Below are 21,597 nucleotides of genomic sequence, written 5' to 3' on the forward strand. Positions count from 1 at the left end.
CGCACCATCGTATTTCACGGTGAGAAAGACCGAGTTGTGGATCCTCGAAACGCGACCCTCATCGTCGCCGGGCTTTCGGAAGACGGCCAGGAAACGCGAGAGACTGGCAGGACCGGCGGCCGCGACTGGAGCCGCGTATGCCGGCACGGCGCCGATGGCCGGCCGGGCGTCGAGCTTTGGCTCGTGGAAGGCGCGGGCCACGCCTGGTCGGGGGGCGACGCGTCAGGCTCCTTCACGGACGCCTCTGGACCGTCCGCGTCGGCCGAGATGCTGCGGTTCTTCGCACCGGAGTGAGGGCGAGTGGGCGGCGGTGGCACAAAGAAGAAACCCAATTATGCTCGCGATCAGGCCCCGCCGGTCAAATACCGCCGCCCATGCTTTGGGTGCTCAGGCCCTTGATACCGGAAGACCCAAGCTCGGCTAGCGTGGCCGCGCCACCAACGCGGCCGAGGAGCGAGACCACGAGCGGAACCGAGAGATAGAACCCGGCCAGGGAGCAACAAATCGCTCAGACGACTCCGATTACGAAGGCTTTGGCCAGCGAGATCAGGATCCTGAGTTTCGTCGGGCCCGCGCGCACGCGACCATCGCGACGGAGCAGACCGTGGATCGCTCGCTCGGAGTCGATCTCGATGTCCGTGATCATCCGGTGGCGCGCGCAGTCCATATCTGGGTCTCGGAGATCCCCGTGTGGTGGTAGCGTTCTGTATTCCCACGACGAAACAGAGGCAGGCCGGGGCAAACACCCGCCCGGTCGGGGTGGTGAACGCTCCTCCGCCACGGAACCGTCGAGGAGACCGCCCCGCGGCGCCAGCGGCAGCGTGTACTGCCGGCCGCCCCATGCGCCATCGAGCCGCGGGCGGCGGCCCTACGCGCGCGTGAGCCGCTGTGGGACGGGGAGCAGGCTTGAACCGCGATCGATCCGCGAAACCGGCGCGACCAACGGAACTCCGGAAGCCGTTCCCCGCTTTATGGAGGCTTGATCGGCGCGACCTGGCGGTCAGCCACAATATCGAAGGATAAGCCATGAATTCCATCGTCTACCTCGTCGGCCTCATCGTGATCGTGATGGCCATCCTGTCGCTCGCCGGCATTCATTGAGGAAACGGACCATGGTTGATCACCTCGACGCGCCCGCTCCGGCTCACATCATGGACTGGCCAGCGATCTTCGCGGGCGCCGCGATCGCCGCTGGCACGACCATCGTCTTCACCGGCTTCACAGCCGCGCTTGGACTGGGCAGCGTCTCGGCCGAACCCGGCCACGGCATGGGAGCGTTCGTAGGCGCGCTGGTCGCGATCTTCGCCTTCCTCACCATGGTGGGCTCCTACGCGCTCGGAGGCTATGTGACCGGCCGGATGCGGACGCCAACCTCGGGGGTCCGCTCCGACGAGGCCGTCGCTCGGGACGGGGCGCACGGGCTGACGATGTGGGCGGTCAGCACGCTCGTCGGCGCGTTCCTCGCCTTCGGTGCCGTCTCGGGTGGCGTGAAGACAGCGGCCGACGCGGCGGGATCGGTGGTCGAGGCTGGCGGCCAGGCTGTCGGCGGCGCGTTGCAGGGTGCCGGCAATATCGCGGGAGGCGTTGTCAGCGGTGCCGGCCAGATCGTAGGCGGCGCGGCGCAAGGCGCGGGAGAGGCGGCAGGGGGTGGCGGTCTCGAGAGCATGCTGCCCGCCGGGGCGCAAGGCAATCCGCTCGAATACATCACCGATCGGCTGCTCCGCGCTCAGGACACCGTGCCGCAACAATACTCCAACGAGGACATCCAGCGGGAGATGGTGGGCATCGTGGGCACCGTGCTTCGCACGGGCGAACTGGGCCAGGAGGATCGCGACTACCTCGCGCGTGCGATCGCGGCGCGTACGAACCTCAGCGAGACCGAGGCCAACGGGCGCGTGGACGAGGCGGTCGCGGAAGTGACCGCGCTCCGCGAAGAGGCGCAGCGGAAGCTCGATCAAGCCCGGCAAGCCGCGGATGACGCGGTCGCCCAAGCCCAGGCTCAGGCGGACCAGCTGCGGGCCGAGGCGATCGACGCGGCCGAAAAGGCGCGGCGCGCGGCGAGCTGGGGTGCCTTCCTACTCGCAATGTCGGCGCTGATCTCGGGCGCGGCCGCGTTCGCGGCGGCGATCAAGGGCGGCGCGGACCGAGACGAAGGCACGGTCTGGCGCGGCCTCGTGCACGGCCCGCGCGCCTGACCCGAAAGGATGGCGGACCGAGGGTCCGCCATCATTCAACCAGAGCTTGGCTGTCATAGCCCAGTCGGTGATCAGCCACGCAGCCGGGCAACCATCGATCAACCGGTGGCGCCGACGTCTGCCCCGCCGGCCAAGGCGCGCCGCGGCGGCAGCACATCCTGGTCCACCACGGTGTCGGTCTTCGCGCGCAATCCGTCATAGAAACAACCGAGGGCATTATCCACCAGCGATCTCTCTGCATGTAAGGCGTTGACCCGGACGCGTTCTGCACGGCCGCATGACAGTTGGTCGTTCAGATTGGATAGGCCGAGTCGCGGGGCGACAACGACGCTGCTTGGCACGAATGATTTCTCGCTTCACTTAGTTTATCGGAGGCTCTGCCCGATGAGGGGTAGACCGGGGGCCCACCGCGAGACCTTGTTTGAAAAGCACGATGACACCCTCCGCGACGGCCCGGCTCAAAGCGCTGAGCGCGCTCGGCATAGTTGACACACCGCCTGAGCCGGCGTTCGACGGGCTCGCAACGATGGCGCGGATGATCTGCCGGACGCCGACCGCGCTCATCAGCCTCGTCGACGCCGACCGGCAATGGTTCAAGGCGCGCGTCGGTTTCGAGCCGTCCGAGACCGGGCTCGAGAAGTCGGTCTGCATCCACGCGCTCGCGCAGGATGCGACGCTGATCGTGCCGGACCTGTCCCTGGACCCCCGCACCAAGGATAATCCGCTGGTCACCGGCGAGCCCGGAATCCGCTTCTACGCCGGGGCCGTGCTGCGGACCTCGACCGGCCAGGGAATCGGATCCCTCTGCGTCATCGACACGGTGCCGAGACCGGGTGGACTGAGCGCGGAACAGCGGGCGCTCCTAGAGGCGCTGGCGACGCAGGCGATGGCGCTGATCGAGATGCGCGTTCACATGATCAAGCGCGAGAGCGACTCCGCCGAGGATCGCGAGAGCGCCGAGCGCTCCCGCCTCGCGGCGGAGGCGGGCCGCGTTGGGACTTTCGACATCGACGTCGCCACCAATGTGATCTCGGTATCACCCGAAATGTGTCGCGTATTCGGAATGGAGATCCGCCCTTCCTACGACGCGACCGAGTTCGAGGAATTGCTGCTCCCGGAGGACCGGGGCATGCAGTCATCGAGCACGGATCGCGGTGCCGGGACCAGCGCGCAGGTGGTGGAATATCGCATCCGACGCGCCGGCGACGCCGCCGTGCGGTGGATCGCGCGCCGCGGCGACTTCGTGCGCGCGCCGAACGGAACGGTGACCCGCTTTACCGGCACGGTCAGCGACATCACGGACCGCAAGCTCGCCGAGTTGCGCCAGCAGGTCCTGATCGACCTCGCGGAGGTCATCCTTGGCGCCGATACCATCGCCGAGATCGTGACAGAGGCCTGCCGACTGCTCGGAACCAATCTCGGGGTCCAGCGCGTCGGCTACGCGTCGATCGACCTTACCGCCGAGCTTTTCACCGTCGAGGGCGACTGGCACGCCGAGGGCGCCGCCAGCCTGGCCGGCACTCACGGGCTCGCGGCCTTCCAGATGACGGCGCACGAGCTGCGGCAGGGTCGTCCGTTCATCCGGTCCGACATCGGGTCTGGATCTCTGTCCGCTCCCGACGAAGCGAGCTATGCCGCGATCGGCGTCGGTGCCACGATTGTCATCCCGCTTAGGCGTCGCGGCCAGCTCGTGGGCTGTCTTTTCGCTCAAAGTGCGCGGCCGCGCACCTGGGTTGATGAAGAGCGGCTGTTCCTCGAGGCGGTCGCCGAGCGGATCGACGTCGGGATCGCGAGAGTGCGCGCCGAGGACGCCCAGCGGCTCCTGAACGACGAGCTCGGGCATCGGTTGAAGAACACCCTCGCCATGGTCTCGGCGCTCGCGAAGCAGACCCTGCGCGGCGTGACGGAACGCGAGGCGGTGGAGGCGTTTCTCGCGCGGATCGCGGCGCTCGCCACCGCGCATGACGTCCTCCTGCGCACGAGCTGGACCTCGGCGCGGATCCGCGCCGTCGTCGAAAGCGGCATGGCCATTCACACTGAGCCAGCGCGCTATCTCGCGCGCGGTCCCGACATCCGGCTCGGGCCCAAATCCGCGCTCTCGATCGCGATGTTGCTCCACGAGCTCGCGACCAACGCCAACAAATACGGCGCACTGTCGGCCGAGAGCGGAATGGTCGAGATCGACTGGGAGATCGTGCGCGACGCGGGCGAGGCGGAGCTTCGGCTCCGTTGGCGCGAGCGTGGCGGGCCCAGAGTGGACGAGCCGGTTCGGAAAGGCTTCGGCTCGCGGCTGATCGCCACCGGAATCTCAGGAACGGGCCGCGCTGAGCTGAGTTACCTACCGGAGGGCCTTCGCGCCACCTTCCATGCGTCGATGCGCCTTGTAACTCAGAGTTGAGGTTGGCGATGACGCGCGCGAAACCTTCGAGGCCGCTCGTGCTGGTCGTCGAGGACGAGCCTATCTTGCGATTGGACACAGTGGACATGGTCGAGGAAGCCGGGTTCGACGCCGTCGAGGCGGCGAATGCCGACGCGGCCCTGGAGATCCTCCGCGCGCGGTCGGATATCGCCATCCTGCTCACCGACATCGACATGCCGGGCTCGATGGATGGCATCAAGCTTGCCCGGACAGTTCGCGACCGCTGGCCGCCGATCGAGATCATCATCGTCTCGGGCCACCGAGGTGTGCCGGACGCGGACATGCCCGCCCGCGGCCTCTTCTTCTGGAAGCCACTGCCGCATCGCGAAGTCGCGGTAGCGTTGCGGTGCCTCCTACAATGAGACTGCGTGGCTGACGCCAAGCGAGAACTCCTGCGACCGTCATGTGGGCTTTCGCCTCGGGAACACCTCGGACCCGGCGCGGCCGCCGCACGTCATGCCGCGCGCGGGGGCAGGGTAAAAGCGGCGGTTCACGGCCGGAAAAGTTTGGGTCAGGCGCACTCATGACCGGGTCTTCCAACGTGGCCCCTCGGCGATCCGGAACACGCATCATCGCGCCGCGTTCTCCGTCACACAACACATCACGGAGGAAACCCAGATGGACCATTCAACCCACGAGGCGCTGGCCGCCGACGAGCTGACCGATTCCAATCTCGTCGACGCGACGATCTACGGCCCCGGCGACGAGAAGGTCGGAACGATCTCGCACCTGCACGGCGCCGGCCCCGGAGCCACGGTCATCGTCGACGTCGGCGGCTTTCTCGGCATCGGCTCCAAGCCGGTCGCGATCCCGATCGTGAACCTTAACTTCATGCGCGACGAGAGCGGGACGATCCACGCCACCACGACGATGACGAAGGACCAGGCAAAAGACCTCCCCGAGCATCGCGACTGACTCTCTCTCCAAGGAAGGCTGTGGGTTGCCGGCGTTTTCCGGCGCCCGTTACCAACCCGCGCTCGAGACTGCTTGAGGCGCGAGCCCCGCGGCGCGCAGGTGGTCTCAGAATGCTTCGCGGCGATGTGACCATCGGGCGGGACCCCGTCGGACGCTTGCCGGGCAATGAAGGATCAGCTCCGTGACTTACCAGCCCTACTCCCTAGAGCGCCCGACCATCGCGCGGCACGGCGCTTACGCCGCGCTCGTGCCATTCCCATTTGTCTGCTTCATCCTCGCGTTGGGAACCGACCTGCTCTACATCCGGACCTCCAACCTGATGTGGCAGAACTTTTCCGCGTGGCTGCTGCTTGTCGGGCTGGTGATGGGAGTTCTGGCCGCCATCGCCGGAACCGCGGAGTTGATGCTCCGCCGTGATCTCCGTATGCGACCCGTCGCCTGGATCCAGGGTGGGCTCGGGTTGCTGGCCCTGGTGCTCGCCTTTCTCAACAGCCTCGTCCACGCCCGCGACGGCTGGACCGCCGTCGCCTGGGAGGGCCTCGCGCTTTCCTTCGCGACGGTGCTCGTCGTGATTGTCGCGGCGATCCTCGGCCGCGTCCTGATGCACGATTGAAGGATCCCCAGCCATGCGCGCAGCAGTTCCATCTTGCCTCGCCGCCATCATCCTGCTCGGGATGGTCGCACCACCTACGCGCGCGGCCGAGAGCTTCGATCCCGCGAGCCAGATCGGTCCGAACCCGGTGCTACCGGATCCCCAGTCACCCATCCTCCCCGACATGAAGGTGGCCGAGGTCGTCGGCTGGCGGCCCGGCGAGACGCCCACGGTACCGGACGGGCTTACGATCACCGCTTATGCGACCGATCTCGCCAACCCGAGGACCGTGCACACGTTGCCGAACGGTGACGTGTTGGTGGCGCAGTCACGCGCCCCGGAGGGCGAGCCTCCGTCGCGACCGAAGGACATCATCCGGGGCTGGATCATGGCGATGGCGCACGGGGAGGGCGCGGCGCCGTCAAGAGAAAGCAATCTCGTCACGCTGCTGCGCGACACCGATCGCGACGGAGTCGTCGACGGACGCTTCGATCTCCTGACCGGGCTCCACTCGCCCTTCGGCTTGGCGTGGGCGGATGACACGCTCTACGTCGCGACCACCGACGGCATCCTCGCCTACCCCTATCAGCTGGGAAAGACGGCGATCACCGGAGAGGCGCGCGTCCTCACGCCGCTGCCCGGCGGCCCGATCGACCATCACTGGACCAAGGACCTCGCGCTCAGCCCCGATGGCACCAAGCTCTACGCCTCGGTCGGTTCCAACTCCAACATCGCCGAAAACGGGATCGAGGCGGAGAAGGATCGCGCGGCGATCTGGGAAATCGATCGAGCGACCGGAGCGTCGCGCATCTTCGCGTCCGGCCTGCGCAATCCGAACGGGCTCATCTTCCAGCCCGAGACCAAAGCGCTCTGGACCGTGGTTAACGAGCGTGACGAACTTGGCCCCGATCTCGTCCCGGACTACATGACTTCGGTCCAGGACGGCGGCTTCTATGGCTGGCCCTGGAGCTATTACGGCCAGCATGTCGACCGACGCGTTCATCCGCCTCGACCTGACATGGTGGCGAAGGCGATCGCGCCGGACTACGCTCTCTCGAGCCATGTCGCGCCCCTCGGGATGATCTTCTCAGACGGCTCGGCGCTACCCGAGCCCTATGCCTCCGGCGCCTTTGTCGGCGAGCATGGCAGCTGGAACCGCGATGCGTTCAACGGCTACAAGGTCGTCTTTGTTCCGTTCGCGAACGGGGTCCCCGCCGGGCCCGCCCGCGACGTCGTCACCGGCTTTCTCGCCGGGGATCAGGCGCGCGGACGACCGGTGGGGCTCGGCATCGACGGGACCGGGGCGCTGCTCATAGCCGACGACAGCGGGAACACGATTTGGCGTGTCGCCGCCGCCGATGGCGCGAAGACGCCCGCGCCCGTCGGCACGGATCAGCTTCCCGGAGTGATCGCGCCAGAGGGGGCGCCGTAGCCGACATCTATAATGGGCCCGGCTGATCAGCCTGGTGTCCGAGCACCTCCGCTTCAGTCGCGTCGAGAGCGCCTTCCGCCTCGGGCTCCGTCTCGGTGCGCCGCGCGGCCAGGCCGCCGATCCCCAGACCAGCCGCCATGGCGACGAGTATCATCGCCACCGATCGCACCCGGAGCGCGAGCTCCCAACCCGGTCGCAGGCGCTTCGGCACCAGGCCGTAGTCCAGCGCCGCGGCGAAGAGAGTCGTGCCGAACGCGCGCCCAAGGATCCCTATCGCGGGCCTGGTGGCGGGGGCGGGCGTGATGGCGGCGAAGGCGGCGCCCCAGAAGAACGAGGCGCCCACGTTGATCAGGACGCCCGGCACGGTGCGCGCCACATCGGCCTTGTCCCGCCGCGCGGCCGCCGCCCCGTGCAGGATATGACTCGTCGCGTTGATGGGCCGGGCCGCGGACCGCCCCTCGAGCCGCGCGCTCAGCGCGACGGCGGTCAATGTCGCCAGCGCCGCGCCCGCTCCTGAGTAGAGAGCGAACCGAATGCGTGCGTCGCGCATGTTCGCCTCGGGCTGCCGACGCGCCTGAAGATTGGCCGGCACGCGCCCGGCAACCGACGGGTCATGCCCGAACGCGTGACGCCCGTTCTCCGCGTCGCCGCCCTGGTCGCAGAGGGGGCACTCGTTTCCGTCATCGTCGACGCGCATTCTCGGCTCCCAAGGTCTCCGCGGGCCGTCACCCGCGAGTTCAGTTACCTTCATAAATGTCGTCGCCGACGGCTGTGTTCCGTCGCAAGCCAAAGCTCCCGTCGCCGAGCAGCGATGACACGATCGGCCGCGATGGCCCGCATCCGCGGTCTCCGCGACCGAAAGCCGCGCCTCGGAACCGAAGCGCACCCGTCCCGATTGCGTCATCGAAGAGGCATGCTTCCGGGAGGGCGAGCTTGGAACAGATCTGGCGGTCCTTCCTGAGCGCGGACATCGGGCTCCCGATGATCGCGAGCCTGCTGACGGGCGTGCTGATCGGCCTCGAGCGCGAAGCCCGGGGCAAGGCGGCGGGGCTTCGGACGCACGCGCTCGTCTGCTTCGCCTCGACGCTGGTCATGCTCGCCTCGGCGCGCCAGGCGGAATGGCATGTGGAGTTCCTCCCCGGTGGAACCATCGTCGCCGACCCCGCGCGCATGGCACATGGCGTCCTGACCGGGATCGGGTTCCTCTGCGCCGGCGTCATCTTTCGCGAAGGCGCTTCGGTGCGGGGACTGACGACGGCCGCGTCGCTCTGGGCGACCGCGTCGATCGGTCTTCTCTATGGCGTCGGGCTGTACTGGCTGGCCGTGAGCGGCACCATCCTGACGCTGCTCGTTCTCTCGCTCCTCCGGCTGATCCAGTCCCTGATGCCACAGCGGATCGAGGCGCGTCTGGTCGTGGTGACCCAAACGAGCGGCGGGCTTTCGGCCGACGGGCTGCGCGAGATCCTGAGCGCGCGGAACCTGCGGGTCGGCGCCATGGCCTGGGACTCGACGGGGTCGACCGGCCACCTCGAACTCAGCGTGCGGACCTGGTTCAGCGACGAGCATCAGGCGGACGAGCTCGCGGCGCAGATCGCCGCGACGCCCGGCGTGATCGGCTTCGCCATCATTCCGGCGCGGGACGATGGATCGGCGATCACCTAGGCGAAGCGCGTTCGCGCCGCGCGTTCGGCGGAACCCGCCCGGACGCTCCGCATTTTCTTCGGGTAACGCAATCGAGGGACAGCGCGATGATGATCCGAAAGCTCGATGACCAGAACGGTCTCAAGACCTACGCCGTGATCCTGGAGACCGGCGACGAGGTCATGGCCTGCCTCGAGGAATTCGCGCGCGCGGAAGGCATCGACGGGGCCGAACTCAGCGCGATCGGCGCGTTCCGGCGCGCGTCGCTGCTCTACTTCGACTGGGAGCGAAAGGAATACGAGGAGATCCCGGTCGACGCGCAGGTCGAGGTCGCCTCGTTGAACGGCGACATCGGCGTCGACGAGCACGGCGCGCCGGCGCTGCATGTCCATGTCGTCCTCGGCCGCCGTGACGGTTCCGCTCTGGCTGGACATCTGAAGTCGGGGGAGGTTCGGCCCACGCTGGAGATCATCGTGATAGAGACGCCGAGCCATCTGCGCCGGACCCACGATGCTACGACCGGCCTCACGCTGATCCAGGTCTGATGTCGTCGCCCCGCTCGGAGCGATGGTCCTGAAGCCCGGCATGCACATCGGCCCCGCGCCCACGATGCGAACGCGACTCGACGACCTGCGCGCGGACGAGAGCGCGCGGTCTCGGCGTAGCGCGTTTTCGCCTCACGGACGCAACGTTCGCGTAGGCCGATCAACCGACGCTCAGGCCGCGGGCGAGGCGATACCCCGACCACAACAGGCTCTCGGCGACCGATCGTCGGGCACCGCGTTTCGCGCGCGAGCCAGTTTCGTCATCATCGCTTTGTCCTCCCTGCCCGCCCCTGGGTATGCCTGGAACAGCTCGGCTCTCGAGCCCGCGGGTCCGGAAGCAAGGCAGGTGGCTGAGCTCTTCTGGGTGATGGCCGTCGCGGGCGGCGTCATCTGGATCGGCGTCATGATGGCCTATCTGCATGCGCGCAGGTCCCGGCCGCGCCCCTGGAGCGAGGCGGCCGCCGGGCGCCTGATCTTCTGGGGCGGCGTCGTTTTCCCGACCGTCAGCCTCGCCGCGCTGCTTGGCTACGCGCTCTGGCTCATGCCTGGCCTCCGGCCCTGGACCGAAGCCACGCCCGCCGGCTTGGTGGTAGAGGTGACTGGTCGGCAATACTGGTGGGAGATCACCTATCATCCACCGGGCGGCGCGCCGGTCACGACCGCGAACGAGCTTCGCCTGCCGGTCGGGGAGCCGGTCGAGTTCCGGCTCGCCAGCCCGGACGTGATCCATTCCTTCTGGATCCCGCCGCTCGGCGGCAAGATGGACATGATTCCTGGTCGCGTGAACCGCCTGACCCTCGAAGCCGATCGGCCGGGAACGTTCAGAGGCGCCTGCGCCGAGTATTGCGGCACCTCGCACGCGCTGATGACCCTCACGGCGGTCGCGGAGGGCGCGGATGCCTTCGCGCGATGGCTCGCGTCCGAGGCCAGCCCGTCGCCGGGCATCGGAGCCGCCGGGGCGGACGCCTTTCTCGAGGAGGGGTGCGGCGCCTGCCACACAGTACGCGGCACCGAGGCGGCGGGCCGCGTGGGGCCCGATCTGTCGCATTACGGCGCGCGGGCGAGCCTCGGGGCTGGAGCGCTTCCCCGATCCCCGGTCAACACCGCCCGCTTCATCGAAAGCCCGGAAGCGGTGAAGCCCGGAGCCGAGATGCCCGCCTACGACATGCTGAGCGACGAGCGGCTTTCAGCGATCGCGAACTGGCTGGAGGGCCTGCGATGAACCCGCCGGGCGAAGACCAGGGCCGGGCGCAGGAGCGCCGTCTCCGTGCCACCTGGGCGAGCCCGCCCGGCTGGCGCTACTGGTCGGACGTCAACAACACCAGCGTCGGACTCTGGTACGGGGCGACCGCCTTCGCCTTCATGCTGTTCGCCGGCTGCCTCGCGCTTCTCGTGCGCGCGCAGCTCGCGGTGCCCGACAACGACCTCGTCTCCGCCGAGCTCTACAATCAGGCCTTCACGCTCCACGGCACGGTCATGATGTTCCTCTTCGCGGTGCCGATCTTCGAAGCCGTGGCGATCTACCTGTTGCCGGGCATGCTCGGCGCGCGCGACCTGCCCTTCCCCCGGCTCTCGGCCTTCGGCTTCTGGAGCTTCCTGATCGGCGGCGTCTTCGTCTGCGGCTCGATCTTCTTCGGCGCGGCGCCCTCGGCGGGCTGGTTCATGTACCCGCCGCTCGCGACCGACGAGGAGCTCTCCGGGATCGGGGCGGACATCTGGCTGCTCGGCCTCTCGTTCATCGAGGTCGCCTCGATCGCGGCGGCGGTGGAGATCATCGTCGGTATCATGAAGTGCCGCGCGCCCGGCATGCGCGTCAACCTCATGCCGCTCTTCGCCTGGTATCTCCTCATCGTCGCGGGAATGATCCTCTTCGCCTTTCCGCCTCTGATCGCGGGCGACATCCTGTTCGAACTCGAACGGATGTTCGGCTGGCCGTTCTTCGACCCGGCGAAGGGCGGCGACCCGCTGCTCTGGCAGCACCTGTTCTGGATCTTCGGCCATCCGGAGGTCTACATCATCTTCCTGCCAGCGATCGCGCTGCTTGCGATGATCGTCCCGACGTTCTCGCGGCGGCCGATCGTCGGCTATTCCTGGATCGTGCTGGCGGCGGTCGGGACCGGCTTCCTGTCGTTCGGGCTCTGGGTCCACCACATGTTCGCGACGGGACTGCCGCAAATCTCGCTCGCGTTCTTCTCCGCCGCCTCCGAAGCGGTGGCAATTCCGACGGCGGTCCAGATCTTCGTCTTCCTCGCCACAATGCTGGCGGGCCGGGTCACCCATTCGACGCCGATGCTGTTCGGCATCGGCGGCGTCGCGATCTTCGTCATCGGCGGTCTGACCGGGGTCATGGTGGCGCTCGCGCCGTTCGACTGGCAGGCGCATGACACCTATTTCGTCGTCGCGCATCTCCACTACGTCCTGATCGGGGGAATGCTGTTCCCGATCGTCGCCGGGATCTACTACTGGTACCCGCTCCTCGGCGGCAGGTTCCTCTCCGACCGGCTCGGCACGATCGCCTTCTGGACGATGTTCGCGGGCTTCAACGTCGCCTTCTTCCCGATGCATCTCGCGGGTCTCTGGGGCATGCCGCGTCGGATCTTCGTCTATCCCGAGGAAGCCGGCTGGGGCCTCGTTAACCTCATTTCGACCGTCGGCGCCGCCTGTTTCGCCGCCGGGGTCCTCCTCGTCGTCCTCGACGTGCTCCGCTCGAAGAAGCACCAGGTCCAGGCGCCGCGAAACCCCTGGAACGCAGGCACGCTGGAATGGGCGACCTCGCCCGACGAGGACTGGGGCGTCCGATCGGTCCCCCGCGTCTCCAGCCGCTATCCGATCTGGGACCAGCCCGAGGTCGTGGCCGAGATGAACGCCGGGGAATGGTACCTGCCCGACGCGGAGGAAGGTCGCCGCGAAGCTCTGGTCACCTCGGTACTCGACGCGGATCCGGAGCAGGTGCTCCGCGTCGGCGGGCCGTCCTGGCTGCCGATGGCCGCCGCCTTCGCGCTCGGCGGGGTCTTCATCGCGCTGACCTTCCACTGGTGGCTCATCTCGCTCGCCTGCGGCCTGATCTTCCTCGTTCCGCTCTTCATGTGGATCTGGACCGGAACCGGCGAGATCCCGGAGAAGCCCGAGAAGGACGTGGGCCGCGGACTCAGCCTGCCGCTCTACGTATCCGGCCAGAGCGCGGTCGGATGGTGGGGCATGTTCATCACCATGACCGCCGATGCGACGGCCTTCGCGAGCCTCGTCTTCGGCTACTTCTTCTACTGGACGATCCATCCCGATCTCGCGTCGGGCCAGGATGGCCCGGGCGTCGGCTGGTCGATGCTGGCGATGGCGCTCATGCTCGCCGGCTGGGGCGCGATGCTCGCCGCTCGCCGTCTCAACGCGCGCGGCGCGACCGGGGCCATGCGGCTCGCACTGCTCGGCGGCGCGGCGCTCGCGCTCGCCGGTGGCGGCGCCGGCCTCGCGGGACCCTGGACGGCGGGGCTCGATCCGACATCCCATGTCTATCCCGCGATCGTCTGGGTGATCGTGATCTGGACCGTGATCCACGCCGCCGTGGGCGTGGTCACGCAGCTCTACTGCCTCGCGCGAAGCTTCGCTGGCCGCCTCACGCCGACCTACGACGCGGACCTGCGCAACAGCTTGCTCTACTTCCACTTCCTCGCCGCGACCGCGATCGTCACCTTCGCCGTCGTCGGTCTCTTCCCCCTGGCGCTGTGAGGACCGCGCGATGTTCCACCTCCTGCCCCGCGAGATCGAGAGCCTCTGGACCCTCTTCACCGCGCCGGTGATCTGGGCGGCGCATTTTCTCGTCTGCTACGTCGCCGTCGCGATCGCCTGCGCGCGGGGCGCCGAGCTCGCGCTCGTCCGGCTCGGGATCCTCGGGGCGACCGCCCTCGCGCTCGGGGGCATTCTGCTCGCGGCGCTGCTCGCCTGGCGGCAGTGGGGCTTCGGCGCCGGCGATCCGCCGCACGACGCCGGCACCCGCGACGACCGGCTGCTGTTCCAGGGGTTCGCGACGCTGCTCCTCGCCGGCCTCAGCTTCGTCGCGGTGCTCTATCAGGCCCTGCCCGCCGCCTTTCTGACGGATTGCCGGCCGTGAGGCCCGGGTTCATCCTCGCCGCTCTCGCCCTGCTGGCGCTGATCTGGGGCGGCCCCTTGCTCGGCGCCGACCGCGCCTCCTTCGCGGCACACATGATCGCGCACATGGGCGTCGTCGCGCTCGCGGCGCCGCTTCTGGCACTCGGCCTGCCCGCCGCGCCCACCCACGTCGGACCCGCGCTCGCGACGCTGATCGAGTTCCTGCTCGTCTGGGGATGGCACGCCCCGGCGCTGCGCGGCGCCGCCGCGACCATGCCGCTGGTGACGGTCGCCGAGCAGGCGAGCTTTCTCGCCGCGGGTTTCCTGCTCTGGCACGCCTGCCTGCGGGCTGGCGGGCTTGTCGGCGCGGTCGGGCTGCTCTTCACCGCCATGCACATGACGCTGCTCGGCGCGTTGCTAGCGCTCGCGCCGCGCCCGCTCTACGGCGACGCTTTCGTCACCTGCCTCGGCGTCTCCCTCGCCCCAGCCGCGGACCAGAGCCTCGGCGGCACGGTGATGCTCGCCGTCGGCGCGATCGTCTATCTGGCCGGGGGGCTCGCGCTCGTCGGGCGAAGCCTCGAGCCCGGCCGATGAAGCCACGCCCGCGCCACATCCTCTACGCCGCCATCGCCGCGCCCGTCGCGGCACTCCTCGTCGCCTGGCTCGGCGTGATCGGGGTCGGCGCCGCCTCGGGGCATTGGGCGCTCACCGAGTGGTTCCTGCATTTCGCGATGCGCTCCTCGGTCCGGACCGCGTCGCTCGGCGAAACCGCGCCGCCACCGCCGACCGACGCGCTCCGCCCCGCCGCCGGTCATTTCGCCACCGGCTGCGCCCCTTGCCACGGGGCGCCGGGGGTCCCGCGCCCGCCCAGCGTCCAGGCGATGCTGCCAACGCCTCCCGATCTCGCCTCGGTGGTCGGAACCTGGTCCGACGCCGAACTGCATCGCATCGTCATGCACGGCGTGCGCTTCACCGGAATGCCCGCCTGGCCGGACCCGGCGCGCGAGGACGAGGGCTGGATGATGGTCGCCTTCTTGCGCGCCCTGCCCGATCTCGACCCGCGGCGTTACGCCGAGCTGGTCGCGCCGCCCGGCGCGCCGCCGGAGGACACGCTGCCCGCCGCCTGCGCCGGCTGCCATGGCTGGACTGGGCGCGACGGCGACGCGCAGGTCCCGCGCCTCGCCGGGCAATCCGAAGCCTATCTCCGCGCCAGCCTCGACGCCTACGCGCGCGGCACGCGTGCGAGCGGGGTGATGCGCCAGGCGGTAACCGGCCTGTCGGCCGACGATCGCGCGACGCTGGCGCGCATGCTCGCCGCCCTCCCCCCCGGGGACGACGCCTCCGCGACGACGCGCGCGACGGCGGAGCCGCCGGCGATCGCGACGCGCGGACGATCGGAGACCGGCGTTCCCGCCTGCCTCTCGTGCCACGGGCGCCCGGGTCAGGCCGGCGCGCCCCGGCTCGAGGGTCAGCCGGCCGACTACCTCGCGGGGCAGCTGCGGCTTTTCCGCGATGGCGTGCGCGGCGGAGGTCCCTACGCCGGGCTGATGACCCAAGCGGCATCGGGGCTCGAGGACGATGAGATCGAGGCCGTCTCCGCCTGGTTCGCCGGTCGCGCCGCCCGCGACTGATCCGGCGACGGCGCCCGGTCCGCTCCGGTGGGGAGTTGGATGGGCTCAGGCGCCCAGAGGCTCGGCGCGGCGCCGAAGGCCGTCCAGAACGCGCCATCCCCTCCGAGCTGGGCCAAAGCGACCTTCCGGCCTTCCCGACTGCCCAATAGCAGATCGAACGGATTACCGACGCGGATCACATTGGTCGCGAAGGTCCGCGACACCTCACGGAGATCGCTCCACCGGGTCCAATCCGTCATTGCCGGCCCTTGCGCGGATGCGGGCAGCGCGGCTGTTCGTTTTCAACCTCGGCGACGCCGAGCGCCTGTTCTCGCCCGCCCGCGATCGCGGGTGGAACTTCGAGGCAATCCGAGCATTAGCCTCGCGCGCGAGGGAGGGTTCATCTTGGCACCACGAACGGATCCGATCGGAGTCGCCCCGAATCGCGCCATCCGCGACCTCGGGCGCGGCGCCGGAGGCGCGCTCCTCTTTTCGCTTCCGATGCTCATGACGATGGAGCTGTGGTGGCTCGGCATCTACCTCGACCGACCGCGACTGCTGGTCCTGCTTCTAGTCGCCTTCCCACTGCTCGTTCTGCTCTCGCGCCGCATCGGCTTCGAGCCGACCCGGCGGTGGCGCGACGACGTCATCGACGCCTGCGTCGCGGCCGGCATCGCCGCCATCGTCTGCGTGACGTCGCTCACCCTCTTCGGCACCATCGCGCGCGACACCGCGCTCGACGAGGCGCTCGGCAAGATCGCGATCCAGATGGTTCCCGCGGCGATCGGCGCCCTGCTTGCGAGAAGTCAGTTCGGCGCCCGGACGGAAGACGACGGGCAAGATGAAGAGCCCGCCGATACCTACGGCGGCGAGCTGTTCCTGATGGCGGTCGGAGCACTCTTTCTCGGCTTCAACGTGGCGCCGACGGAGGAAATGATGCTCATCTCCTACCAGATGACCGACTGGCACGCCCTGGCCCTGCTCGGCCTCTCGCTCGCGATCATGCAGGGCTTCGTCTTCGCGCTCGGCTTCGCCGGCGGCACGGAGATCTCGCCCGACGAGCCCTGGTGGAGCTCCTTCCTCCGGCTGACCTTGCCCGGCTACGTGATCGCGCTCGGCATCAGCCTGTTCCTGCTCTGGATCTTCGGGCGCACCGACGGGCTCGGCGTTCACGGCCTCCCGCTGGTGGTCGTGGTACTCGCCTTTCCGGCCTCGGTCGGCGCGGCGGCCGCGCGGCTGATCCTGTGACGGGCCGGGAGAGCCAAGACGAGCCACGTCCGGGCAAGCCCCTTGTGGAATGGATCTTCGGGGGAGCATCCGCCTGTCTCGTCGCCGGGCTCGCGCTCTATTTCGGATATCAGGCGATGGTTGGTGGCACCCGTCCCCCTGCCCTGAGCGTCGTGGTCGAGCGGGTCGAGGCGGCCACCCAGGGAACGCTGGTGCGGGTCGCGGTGACGAACGACGGCGACGACGCTGCCTCGGGCGTGGGTGTCACCGCCTCGCAACCGGAGCGCTCGATCATGAAGCGCATCGAGTTCGACTATGTCGCGGGCGGATCGACGAGACGCGGCGCGTTTCTTTTCATCGAGCCTGTCGCCCCCGAAGCACTCAGGGTAGAGATCGATGGCTATTCCGAACCCTGACGATGGCGGCGAGCAACTGCGCCTGAGCCGGGACGAGGCTTTGGCTAGGCGATTTGGGAGCCGCGCCGCGCTGCGATGAACGCGGTGTCAGCGCCGGCGGAGCGCGTCGGGCTTGTGCGCGGCGCGTGCTCCGGTCTTGTCGCTTTCGACGATGAACTGAGGATCGTCCGCGCTCGCCGCGACGACGTGCCCCTTGATCCTGGTCCGCCGGGTGACGTTCGAGACCACCTCGCCGGTGGTCTCGCCCTGACTCGCCTCCCAGGCGACCTTGTCTCCGGGCTTCGGCGCGCGAGCCATCAGGGATTGGTCGTCGCGGGCGCGCCCGGCGCGGGCTGGGCCGGCGTGGGGGCGGAGGGTTCGGGAGCGGGCGCGGATGGGGACTGACTGCCCGGGACAGGCGCGGCGGGTTCGGTCGCGGTCGGCGGCTGCGCCGGGGGGGCGGGCGCGGTCGCCGGCGCCTCGGCCGGGTTCTCTTGCACCGCCTCGGGCCCCTCGGTCGCCCGGCTGACCCACCAGAAGAAACCGAGGATCACGAGCACGACGAGAACCGCCATCGTAATGAGCGGCGTCGCGTGCCGCCGAGCCTCTTTCTCGGTATTCGTATCGTGCGGTGCCATGATCTCCCCTCTGGACGCGGATACCTCCGGTGGAGAGCGCGGGGGCGGACGGAAGGTTCCGCCGATGCTTCGCCGCGTCCCCATCTGACCAACGCGGCATCACGTCCCGCGGCATCGATTCTCCGGCCAAGAGCTGCGCGCCCGCGCGCCTCGCTGTCAGAGCCTTTCCCGGTTCGCCTTGGCCCGGATCGCCGCGCCCGGTGCGTCAGCCGCCTCGACCATGGCACCCGCCGCGACGTCTTCGCGGCTCTCCAACGCGACATAGCCCTCGGAGTTCGTGGGCGGGATCGGAGCGGGGTCACGGGGCCCGGGCATATCGCCGCGCTCGTCCGCCGCGCCGGAGTCAGAGGCGGGCCCTCGACCAGAGGTCGAGCCCGGGTACAGGCTTTCCGCGCGACCGCTCTCGAGCAACTCCCGGGCCCGCATCCAATGCTCGCGGTCGCACCCCTCCGGCCTGCCCTCCGCTTCCCAGATCGCGTGGGCGACACGTTCGATTTCTTCGTGAGTTTGCCCGGATGATGTCCACATCTCGATCTCCCCGGTGATGACTTCCGGAGAACGTCGCTCCGGTCGATTGGTTCACCGGGCTGCCGCGGGTCAGCGGAACCGGCGAGAGGAAAGCGGAACCACGGCCCAAGGCTTGTTCTGATCAAATGCGCGACGAGAGCCGTGCCTTTCCCTCGCGAACCCATCGATGAGACGACCAGGCTCGCGGCCGGCGAAATTACACATCGAACTCGGAGGTTTTCATGGAAACACATCAGCTGCATCGCGGCCGGCTCATCGATCACATCCAGTTGGTGGTGCGAGACCTCGAGGCAAGTCGAGTCTTTTACAGCGCCGTTCTGGATGTGCTGGAGATCCCGGTATCCGGACAAGAGGATGGATTTTTTTGGGCCGATGAGCTGGTCGTCTCGTCAGCGGAGAGCCCGGCGGCGCTGGGTTCATTGACTGGCCGTCATCACCTGGCGTTCCAGGCCAGAGATCGCGCGACCGTCGACGCTTTCTACCGAGCAGCCCTGGACCACGGTGGACAGGACAATGGAGCCCCCGGCGAGCGGCCTTATCATCCTGACTACTACGCGGCGTTCGCGCTCGACCCGGACGGCAACAATATCGAGGCCGTGTGCCATGGCGAGGCGAAGCGAAGCGCGCCGTCGGTGGTGGTGGATTTCTGAAGTGTTGGGCCCTTGGCCGCTGATTGCGCCGCGAGGGCCCACGCGGCGGCTACGCGCCCGAGCCCTGCCATGGATCGATGATATCGACGCCGCAGCCAACGAAGTCGGCGATATTCCGCGTCGCCACGATGGCACCATGGACCGAGGCGATCGCGGCGATCTGGCAATCGGCCTCCATGATCGGGCGGCCGGCCGCCCGGCGGAGCGCCGCGATCCTGGCGTAAGCCTTGGCCGCCGCGCTGTCGAAAACGAGGATTCGCCCCGCGAAGTCCACTTCGATCACGGCGTCGATCAGCGCCGTCAGGCTGTCTCGCCGNCGGAGCGCCGCGATCCTGGCGTAAGCCTTGGCCGCCGCGCTGTCGAAAACGAGGATTCGCCCCGCGAAGTCCACTTCGATCACGGCGTCGATCAGCGCCGTCAGGCTGTCTCGCCGTCGCCCTTCGGACAGGATCGCCGCGCCCGTGCGCAGCTCGGCCTCGCCCACGGCGCAAAGGAACAGCTCGGTCGAGCTCCGGGCCGCGAACCAGCCAAGCACCGCTCCCGAAGGCGCGGGCCGCATCAGCTCGGAGATGACGTTCGTGTCGATCAGGATCACGACATCGCTCAGAATTCTGGCGTTTCGCGCATGGGCCCCCGCTCGGGGAGTTCCAACTCTACGCCGCCGATGGCGGCGAAGCGGCGATGGATCGCCTGTCCAAGATCCCGGGAGACGGCACTGGCCCCGACCGCCTGGCGCAGGATTTCCCGTGCCTCTTCCTCCATCGAGCGCCCGTGCTCCGCCGCGCGCACGCGCAGCTGACGCTTCAACTGGTCATCGAGATTTCGGATCGTGATGCTCGCCATGACTGCCCTCCCAGTCTAAAACTATGGTATGCATTGATTGCATTGAAATCAATGCAGGCCACGTCCGGGCCCGAAGAGGCTTTGCGCGACTTCGCCTGGTCGGGCACGGCGGAGTCCTCGCCTCACGGTAGCTTCGACCCGAACGGTCGCTCAGAAGCCGCCGCAGCGCCGTGTTGACTAGGAAACACCAAGCAGCTAGTTTCCTAGTCAACACAAGCTGGCGAGTCGATATGTCCATCTCCGCTCTCACCGATCACACAGGATATTGGATGCGCATGGTGTCGAACGCCGTGTCGCAGGAGTTTGGTCGCAAGGTCGCCGCCGAAGGCGTGACGGTCGCCGAATGGTCCTTCATGCGGGCGGTGTTCGATGACGACGGCACCGCGCCTACGCTCCTGGCTGACCGGATGGGCATGACACGCGGTGCGATCAGCAAACTGGCGGACCGGCTGGTGGCCAAGGGGTTTGTCGTCCGGTCCGAGGCGGGCGGGCGAGGTCAGATCCTGTCGCTGACTCCAGAAGGGCGTGAAGCGGTTCCGGTGCTGGCGGCGCTGGCCGATGCGAATGACGCCGACTTTTTCGGCGTGCTGTCTGGGAACGACCGCGAGGCGCTGAGCAGAATTCTGCGAACCCTCGTCGAAAGGCGGGGCCTGACCAGGACCCCGATCGACTAAGCCGCCGGGTTACCCCAACAACCGCGACACGAAAGGAACCGCCATGAACGCGGAACAGATCGCCATTGCCGAAACCTGCCTGCGCGCCGCGCACAACGGCGGTCTCAGTTTCCCCGAGATCGTGGGCCGGCTGATCGCCGCGGGCTTCGAAGGTTACACGGTCGATTACCGAAGCGATAAGCAGGTCTTCTACCTGCCGGGCGGCAACAGTCTCATGCTCGACATGTCACGAGTGTCCGGCGCTGTCGCCGAAGCCTTCGATTCGACCGAGGTGGAACGGCTGGTTCGCTGGGCGCAGGCCAACCCGGCCGATTACAGCTACACGGCCTTCAGCCGGAAGGCGAAGGCGGCCGGTTGCGCCGGATATCTCGTGTCCTTCCTTGGCCGGCGCGTTGTCTATTTCGGCCGCACGGCTGAAACCCATGTCGAGCATTTCCCGGACTGACCGGTCAAGGCTATCCAGTATCGAACACGGCGCGGATGCGGGGCAACATCGGCGCGAGGCGCCACGATGGTCGCGTTGCTAAACGACCTCATCCAGACCGTGCGCCGTGCCGACCACATCGTGCTCGTGGGGTATAGTCGGGTCGTCGCGCAGGGGGCTCCTTCTGACAGCCTTCACGCCGCCTTTGACGTCGGAGTGACGATCGTGCCAGATCCGACACCCCCGGAGCGACGCAGGATGTTCGCGGAGATGCCGTGGGGCCGTGCAAGGCGTGCGGCCGGAGGCGATCCGTCATTCGGCGAAGTTCCCGCCCGCTCGCCCGCGGCGGAGCGGGGCTTGCGGGGCAACCGCGGCGAACTACCCGCCCCGGACATCGGTTGATGAGCCGAGAATAATCCGAACAACGGGGCTCCGCTGGTCGCTCCTGCGATCAATCCGCTAGCTCGCCAGAGCACAGACCGCGGATCGAGCCATTTCGGTATCTGGAATCAATGCGCGGGGCTGAGCCAGAGGGGTTGTGGTGCCCCGGCCCCGCCCCGCGACTGTGCCGGGGTCAGGTCCCGGCGCGGTCGCACCGCTCACGCGGATCACCGCCTCGCGCAGCGGAGCGCCGTTTGTTGACTCCAAGACGCATTCCCACTTTCCTTGCCGCTGAGAGCGGCGGTGCAAAAACCGGCCACGGTAGCGGCGGGATAGTCCGGCCGCGGGCGGAGTAAAATCCGGCCACCTATTTCCCTTCTGCATTGAACGCAGGAGGGACAGGGG

At 68.4% G+C, this 21,597-nt stretch carries 26 protein-coding genes and 1 pseudogene; 19 read left to right on the forward strand and 8 right to left on the reverse strand.

Features of this window, described 5'->3' with window-relative positions; translation table 11 throughout:
- Positions 1–294 (forward strand): annotated as a pseudogene (locus ACLJK8_RS18240) (poly(3-hydroxybutyrate) depolymerase); the annotation flags it as partial.
- A 214-nt stretch (positions 295–508) separates the two neighbouring features.
- Here ACLJK8_RS18240 and ACLJK8_RS18245 read toward each other — a convergent pair.
- Positions 509–667 (reverse strand): hypothetical protein, encoded by a 159-nt coding sequence (locus ACLJK8_RS18245; RefSeq protein WP_413151771.1) that lies wholly within the window; start codon positions 665–667, stop codon positions 509–511.
- A 445-nt stretch (positions 668–1,112) separates the two neighbouring features.
- Here ACLJK8_RS18245 and ACLJK8_RS18250 point away from each other — a divergent pair, with 445 nt between their 5' ends.
- Complete coding sequence (locus ACLJK8_RS18250; RefSeq protein WP_413151772.1) at positions 1,113–2,195, forward strand: hypothetical protein; 1,083 nt, start codon at positions 1,113–1,115, stop codon at positions 2,193–2,195.
- 98 nt (positions 2,196–2,293) lie between these two features.
- On the opposite strand, the gene ACLJK8_RS18255 is transcribed toward ACLJK8_RS18250, so the two are convergent.
- Positions 2,294–2,536, reverse strand: a complete 243-nt coding sequence (locus tag ACLJK8_RS18255) for a hypothetical protein (RefSeq protein ID WP_413151773.1) — start codon at positions 2,534–2,536, stop codon at positions 2,294–2,296.
- 92 nt (positions 2,537–2,628) lie between these two features.
- Here ACLJK8_RS18255 and ACLJK8_RS18260 point away from each other — a divergent pair, with 92 nt between their 5' ends.
- From ACLJK8_RS18260 to ACLJK8_RS18280, 5 genes are all read left to right on the forward strand, one after another.
- On the forward strand, positions 2,629–4,593 hold the full coding sequence (locus ACLJK8_RS18260; RefSeq protein WP_413151774.1) for a GAF domain-containing protein: 1,965 nt from the start codon (positions 2,629–2,631) through the stop codon (positions 4,591–4,593).
- 38 nt (positions 4,594–4,631) lie between these two features.
- Complete coding sequence (locus ACLJK8_RS18265) at positions 4,632–4,976, forward strand: response regulator (protein ID WP_413151775.1); 345 nt, start codon at positions 4,632–4,634, stop codon at positions 4,974–4,976.
- Positions 4,977–5,232: 256 nt separating this feature from the next.
- Positions 5,233–5,529, forward strand: coding sequence for a PRC-barrel domain-containing protein (locus tag ACLJK8_RS18270; protein WP_413151776.1), 297 nt, complete (start codon positions 5,233–5,235; stop codon positions 5,527–5,529).
- Between the two features lie 181 nt (positions 5,530–5,710).
- Entirely contained in the window at positions 5,711–6,142 is a 432-nt protein-coding gene (locus tag ACLJK8_RS18275) for a DUF2231 domain-containing protein (RefSeq protein WP_413151777.1), read from the forward strand.
- Positions 6,143–6,155: 13 nt separating this feature from the next.
- Positions 6,156–7,553: a PQQ-dependent sugar dehydrogenase gene (locus ACLJK8_RS18280; RefSeq protein ID WP_413151778.1), complete on the forward strand. Its 1,398-nt coding sequence runs from the start codon at positions 6,156–6,158 to the stop codon at positions 7,551–7,553.
- Positions 7,554–7,560: 7 nt separating this feature from the next.
- On the opposite strand, the gene ACLJK8_RS18285 is transcribed toward ACLJK8_RS18280, so the two are convergent.
- Complete coding sequence (locus ACLJK8_RS18285; protein WP_413151779.1) at positions 7,561–8,250, reverse strand: hypothetical protein; 690 nt, start codon at positions 8,248–8,250, stop codon at positions 7,561–7,563.
- A gap of 236 nt (positions 8,251–8,486) precedes the next feature.
- Here ACLJK8_RS18285 and ACLJK8_RS18290 point away from each other — a divergent pair, with 236 nt between their 5' ends.
- From ACLJK8_RS18290 to ACLJK8_RS18330, 9 genes are all read left to right on the forward strand, one after another.
- Positions 8,487–9,215 carry an MgtC/SapB family protein gene (locus ACLJK8_RS18290; protein ID WP_413151780.1) on the forward strand — a complete coding sequence of 243 codons (729 nt, stop codon included), beginning with the start codon at positions 8,487–8,489 and terminating at the stop codon, positions 9,213–9,215.
- An 86-nt stretch (positions 9,216–9,301) separates the two neighbouring features.
- Entirely contained in the window at positions 9,302–9,739 is a 438-nt protein-coding gene (locus ACLJK8_RS18295) for a PPC domain-containing DNA-binding protein (protein WP_413151781.1), read from the forward strand.
- A 346-nt stretch (positions 9,740–10,085) separates the two neighbouring features.
- Positions 10,086–10,961: a c-type cytochrome gene (locus ACLJK8_RS18300; RefSeq protein ID WP_413151782.1), complete on the forward strand. Its 876-nt coding sequence runs from the start codon at positions 10,086–10,088 to the stop codon at positions 10,959–10,961.
- Positions 10,958–13,462, forward strand: coding sequence for a cytochrome c oxidase subunit I (gene ctaD / locus ACLJK8_RS18305; RefSeq protein ID WP_413151783.1), 2,505 nt, complete (start codon positions 10,958–10,960; stop codon positions 13,460–13,462). Before ACLJK8_RS18300 ends, ctaD begins: the two co-directional genes overlap by 4 nt.
- A 10-nt stretch (positions 13,463–13,472) precedes the next feature.
- On the forward strand, positions 13,473–13,844 hold the full coding sequence (locus tag ACLJK8_RS18310; RefSeq protein ID WP_413151785.1) for a hypothetical protein: 372 nt from the start codon (positions 13,473–13,475) through the stop codon (positions 13,842–13,844).
- Positions 13,841–14,416 (forward strand): cytochrome c oxidase assembly protein, encoded by a 576-nt coding sequence (locus tag ACLJK8_RS18315; RefSeq protein WP_413151786.1) that lies wholly within the window; start codon positions 13,841–13,843, stop codon positions 14,414–14,416. The genes ACLJK8_RS18310 and ACLJK8_RS18315 overlap by 4 nt, the downstream gene beginning before the upstream one ends.
- Positions 14,413–15,453: a c-type cytochrome gene (locus tag ACLJK8_RS18320; protein ID WP_413151787.1), complete on the forward strand. Its 1,041-nt coding sequence runs from the start codon at positions 14,413–14,415 to the stop codon at positions 15,451–15,453. Before ACLJK8_RS18315 ends, ACLJK8_RS18320 begins: the two co-directional genes overlap by 4 nt.
- Positions 15,454–15,837: 384 nt before the next feature.
- Entirely contained in the window at positions 15,838–16,680 is an 843-nt protein-coding gene (locus ACLJK8_RS18325) for a TIGR02587 family membrane protein (protein WP_413151788.1), read from the forward strand.
- Positions 16,681–16,724: 44 nt separating this feature from the next.
- On the forward strand, positions 16,725–17,075 hold the full coding sequence (locus tag ACLJK8_RS18330) for a hypothetical protein (protein WP_413151789.1): 351 nt from the start codon (positions 16,725–16,727) through the stop codon (positions 17,073–17,075).
- Positions 17,076–17,162: 87 nt separating this feature from the next.
- Here the strand turns inward: ACLJK8_RS18330 and ACLJK8_RS18335 are convergent, their stop codons facing one another.
- The 3 genes from ACLJK8_RS18335 to ACLJK8_RS18345 all read right to left on the reverse strand — a co-directional run bounded on the left by ACLJK8_RS18335 (position 17,163) and on the right by ACLJK8_RS18345 (position 18,220).
- Entirely contained in the window at positions 17,163–17,372 is a 210-nt protein-coding gene (locus ACLJK8_RS18335; protein ID WP_413151790.1) for a DUF2945 domain-containing protein, read from the reverse strand.
- Positions 17,372–17,692: a hypothetical protein gene (locus tag ACLJK8_RS18340; protein WP_413151791.1), complete on the reverse strand. Its 321-nt coding sequence runs from the start codon at positions 17,690–17,692 to the stop codon at positions 17,372–17,374. Before ACLJK8_RS18340 ends, ACLJK8_RS18335 begins: the two co-directional genes overlap by 1 nt.
- Before the next feature lie 156 nt (positions 17,693–17,848).
- A complete protein-coding gene (locus ACLJK8_RS18345) occupies positions 17,849–18,220 on the reverse strand; it encodes a DUF2934 domain-containing protein (protein ID WP_413151792.1) in 372 nt (123 codons plus the stop codon).
- Positions 18,221–18,441: 221 nt separating this feature from the next.
- Here ACLJK8_RS18345 and ACLJK8_RS18350 point away from each other — a divergent pair, with 221 nt between their 5' ends.
- Positions 18,442–18,870 carry a VOC family protein gene (locus ACLJK8_RS18350; protein WP_413151793.1) on the forward strand — a complete coding sequence of 143 codons (429 nt, stop codon included), beginning with the start codon at positions 18,442–18,444 and terminating at the stop codon, positions 18,868–18,870.
- 49 nt (positions 18,871–18,919) lie between these two features.
- On the opposite strand, the gene ACLJK8_RS18355 is transcribed toward ACLJK8_RS18350, so the two are convergent.
- The gene (locus ACLJK8_RS18355) at positions 18,920–19,465 is read right to left on the reverse strand and encodes a type II toxin-antitoxin system VapC family toxin (protein ID WP_413151794.1); all 546 of its coding nucleotides are present in this window, start codon (positions 19,463–19,465) and stop codon (positions 18,920–18,922) included.
- Positions 19,466–19,473: 8 nt separating this feature from the next.
- Positions 19,474–19,713 (reverse strand): FitA-like ribbon-helix-helix domain-containing protein, encoded by a 240-nt coding sequence (locus tag ACLJK8_RS18360; RefSeq protein ID WP_413151795.1) that lies wholly within the window; start codon positions 19,711–19,713, stop codon positions 19,474–19,476.
- Positions 19,714–19,982: 269 nt separating this feature from the next.
- On the opposite strand from ACLJK8_RS18360, the gene ACLJK8_RS18365 reads away from it, so the two are divergent.
- Complete coding sequence (locus ACLJK8_RS18365; protein ID WP_413151796.1) at positions 19,983–20,387, forward strand: MarR family winged helix-turn-helix transcriptional regulator; 405 nt, start codon at positions 19,983–19,985, stop codon at positions 20,385–20,387.
- Between the two features lie 43 nt (positions 20,388–20,430).
- Positions 20,431–20,832, forward strand: a complete 402-nt coding sequence (locus ACLJK8_RS18370; RefSeq protein WP_413151797.1) for a DUF1398 domain-containing protein — start codon at positions 20,431–20,433, stop codon at positions 20,830–20,832.
- Positions 20,833–21,597: the final 765 nt, after the last annotated feature.

The sequence above is a fragment of the Amaricoccus sp. W119 genome, assembly GCF_047275745.1.
GTDB lineage: Bacteria > Pseudomonadota > Alphaproteobacteria > Rhodobacterales > Rhodobacteraceae > Amaricoccus.

What these genes read in the sequence shown, in the direction of transcription:
- ACLJK8_RS18245 (WP_413151771.1), bottom strand. Translation starts at nt 667, where the DNA reads ATGGACTGCGCGCGCCACCGGATGATCACGGACATCGAGATCGACTCC.
- ACLJK8_RS18250 (WP_413151772.1), top strand. Translation starts at nt 1,113, where the DNA reads ATGGTTGATCACCTCGACGCGCCCGCTCCGGCTCACATCATGGACTGG.
- ACLJK8_RS18260 (WP_413151774.1), top strand. Translation starts at nt 2,629, where the DNA reads ATGACACCCTCCGCGACGGCCCGGCTCAAAGCGCTGAGCGCGCTCGGC.
- ACLJK8_RS18270 (WP_413151776.1), top strand. Translation starts at nt 5,233, where the DNA reads ATGGACCATTCAACCCACGAGGCGCTGGCCGCCGACGAGCTGACCGAT.
- ACLJK8_RS18280 (WP_413151778.1), top strand. Translation starts at nt 6,156, where the DNA reads ATGCGCGCAGCAGTTCCATCTTGCCTCGCCGCCATCATCCTGCTCGGG.
- ACLJK8_RS18285 (WP_413151779.1), bottom strand. Translation starts at nt 8,250, where the DNA reads ATGCGCGTCGACGATGACGGAAACGAGTGCCCCCTCTGCGACCAGGGC.
- ACLJK8_RS18295 (WP_413151781.1), top strand. Translation starts at nt 9,302, where the DNA reads ATGATGATCCGAAAGCTCGATGACCAGAACGGTCTCAAGACCTACGCC.
- ctaD (WP_413151783.1), top strand. Translation starts at nt 10,958, where the DNA reads ATGAACCCGCCGGGCGAAGACCAGGGCCGGGCGCAGGAGCGCCGTCTC.
- ACLJK8_RS18310 (WP_413151785.1), top strand. Translation starts at nt 13,473, where the DNA reads ATGTTCCACCTCCTGCCCCGCGAGATCGAGAGCCTCTGGACCCTCTTC.
- ACLJK8_RS18320 (WP_413151787.1), top strand. Translation starts at nt 14,413, where the DNA reads ATGAAGCCACGCCCGCGCCACATCCTCTACGCCGCCATCGCCGCGCCC.
- ACLJK8_RS18335 (WP_413151790.1), bottom strand. Translation starts at nt 17,372, where the DNA reads ATGGCTCGCGCGCCGAAGCCCGGAGACAAGGTCGCCTGGGAGGCGAGT.
- ACLJK8_RS18340 (WP_413151791.1), bottom strand. Translation starts at nt 17,692, where the DNA reads ATGGCACCGCACGATACGAATACCGAGAAAGAGGCTCGGCGGCACGCG.
- ACLJK8_RS18345 (WP_413151792.1), bottom strand. Translation starts at nt 18,220, where the DNA reads ATGTGGACATCATCCGGGCAAACTCACGAAGAAATCGAACGTGTCGCC.
- ACLJK8_RS18350 (WP_413151793.1), top strand. Translation starts at nt 18,442, where the DNA reads ATGGAAACACATCAGCTGCATCGCGGCCGGCTCATCGATCACATCCAG.
- ACLJK8_RS18360 (WP_413151795.1), bottom strand. Translation starts at nt 19,713, where the DNA reads ATGGCGAGCATCACGATCCGAAATCTCGATGACCAGTTGAAGCGTCAG.
- ACLJK8_RS18365 (WP_413151796.1), top strand. Translation starts at nt 19,983, where the DNA reads ATGCGCATGGTGTCGAACGCCGTGTCGCAGGAGTTTGGTCGCAAGGTC.
- ACLJK8_RS18370 (WP_413151797.1), top strand. Translation starts at nt 20,431, where the DNA reads ATGAACGCGGAACAGATCGCCATTGCCGAAACCTGCCTGCGCGCCGCG.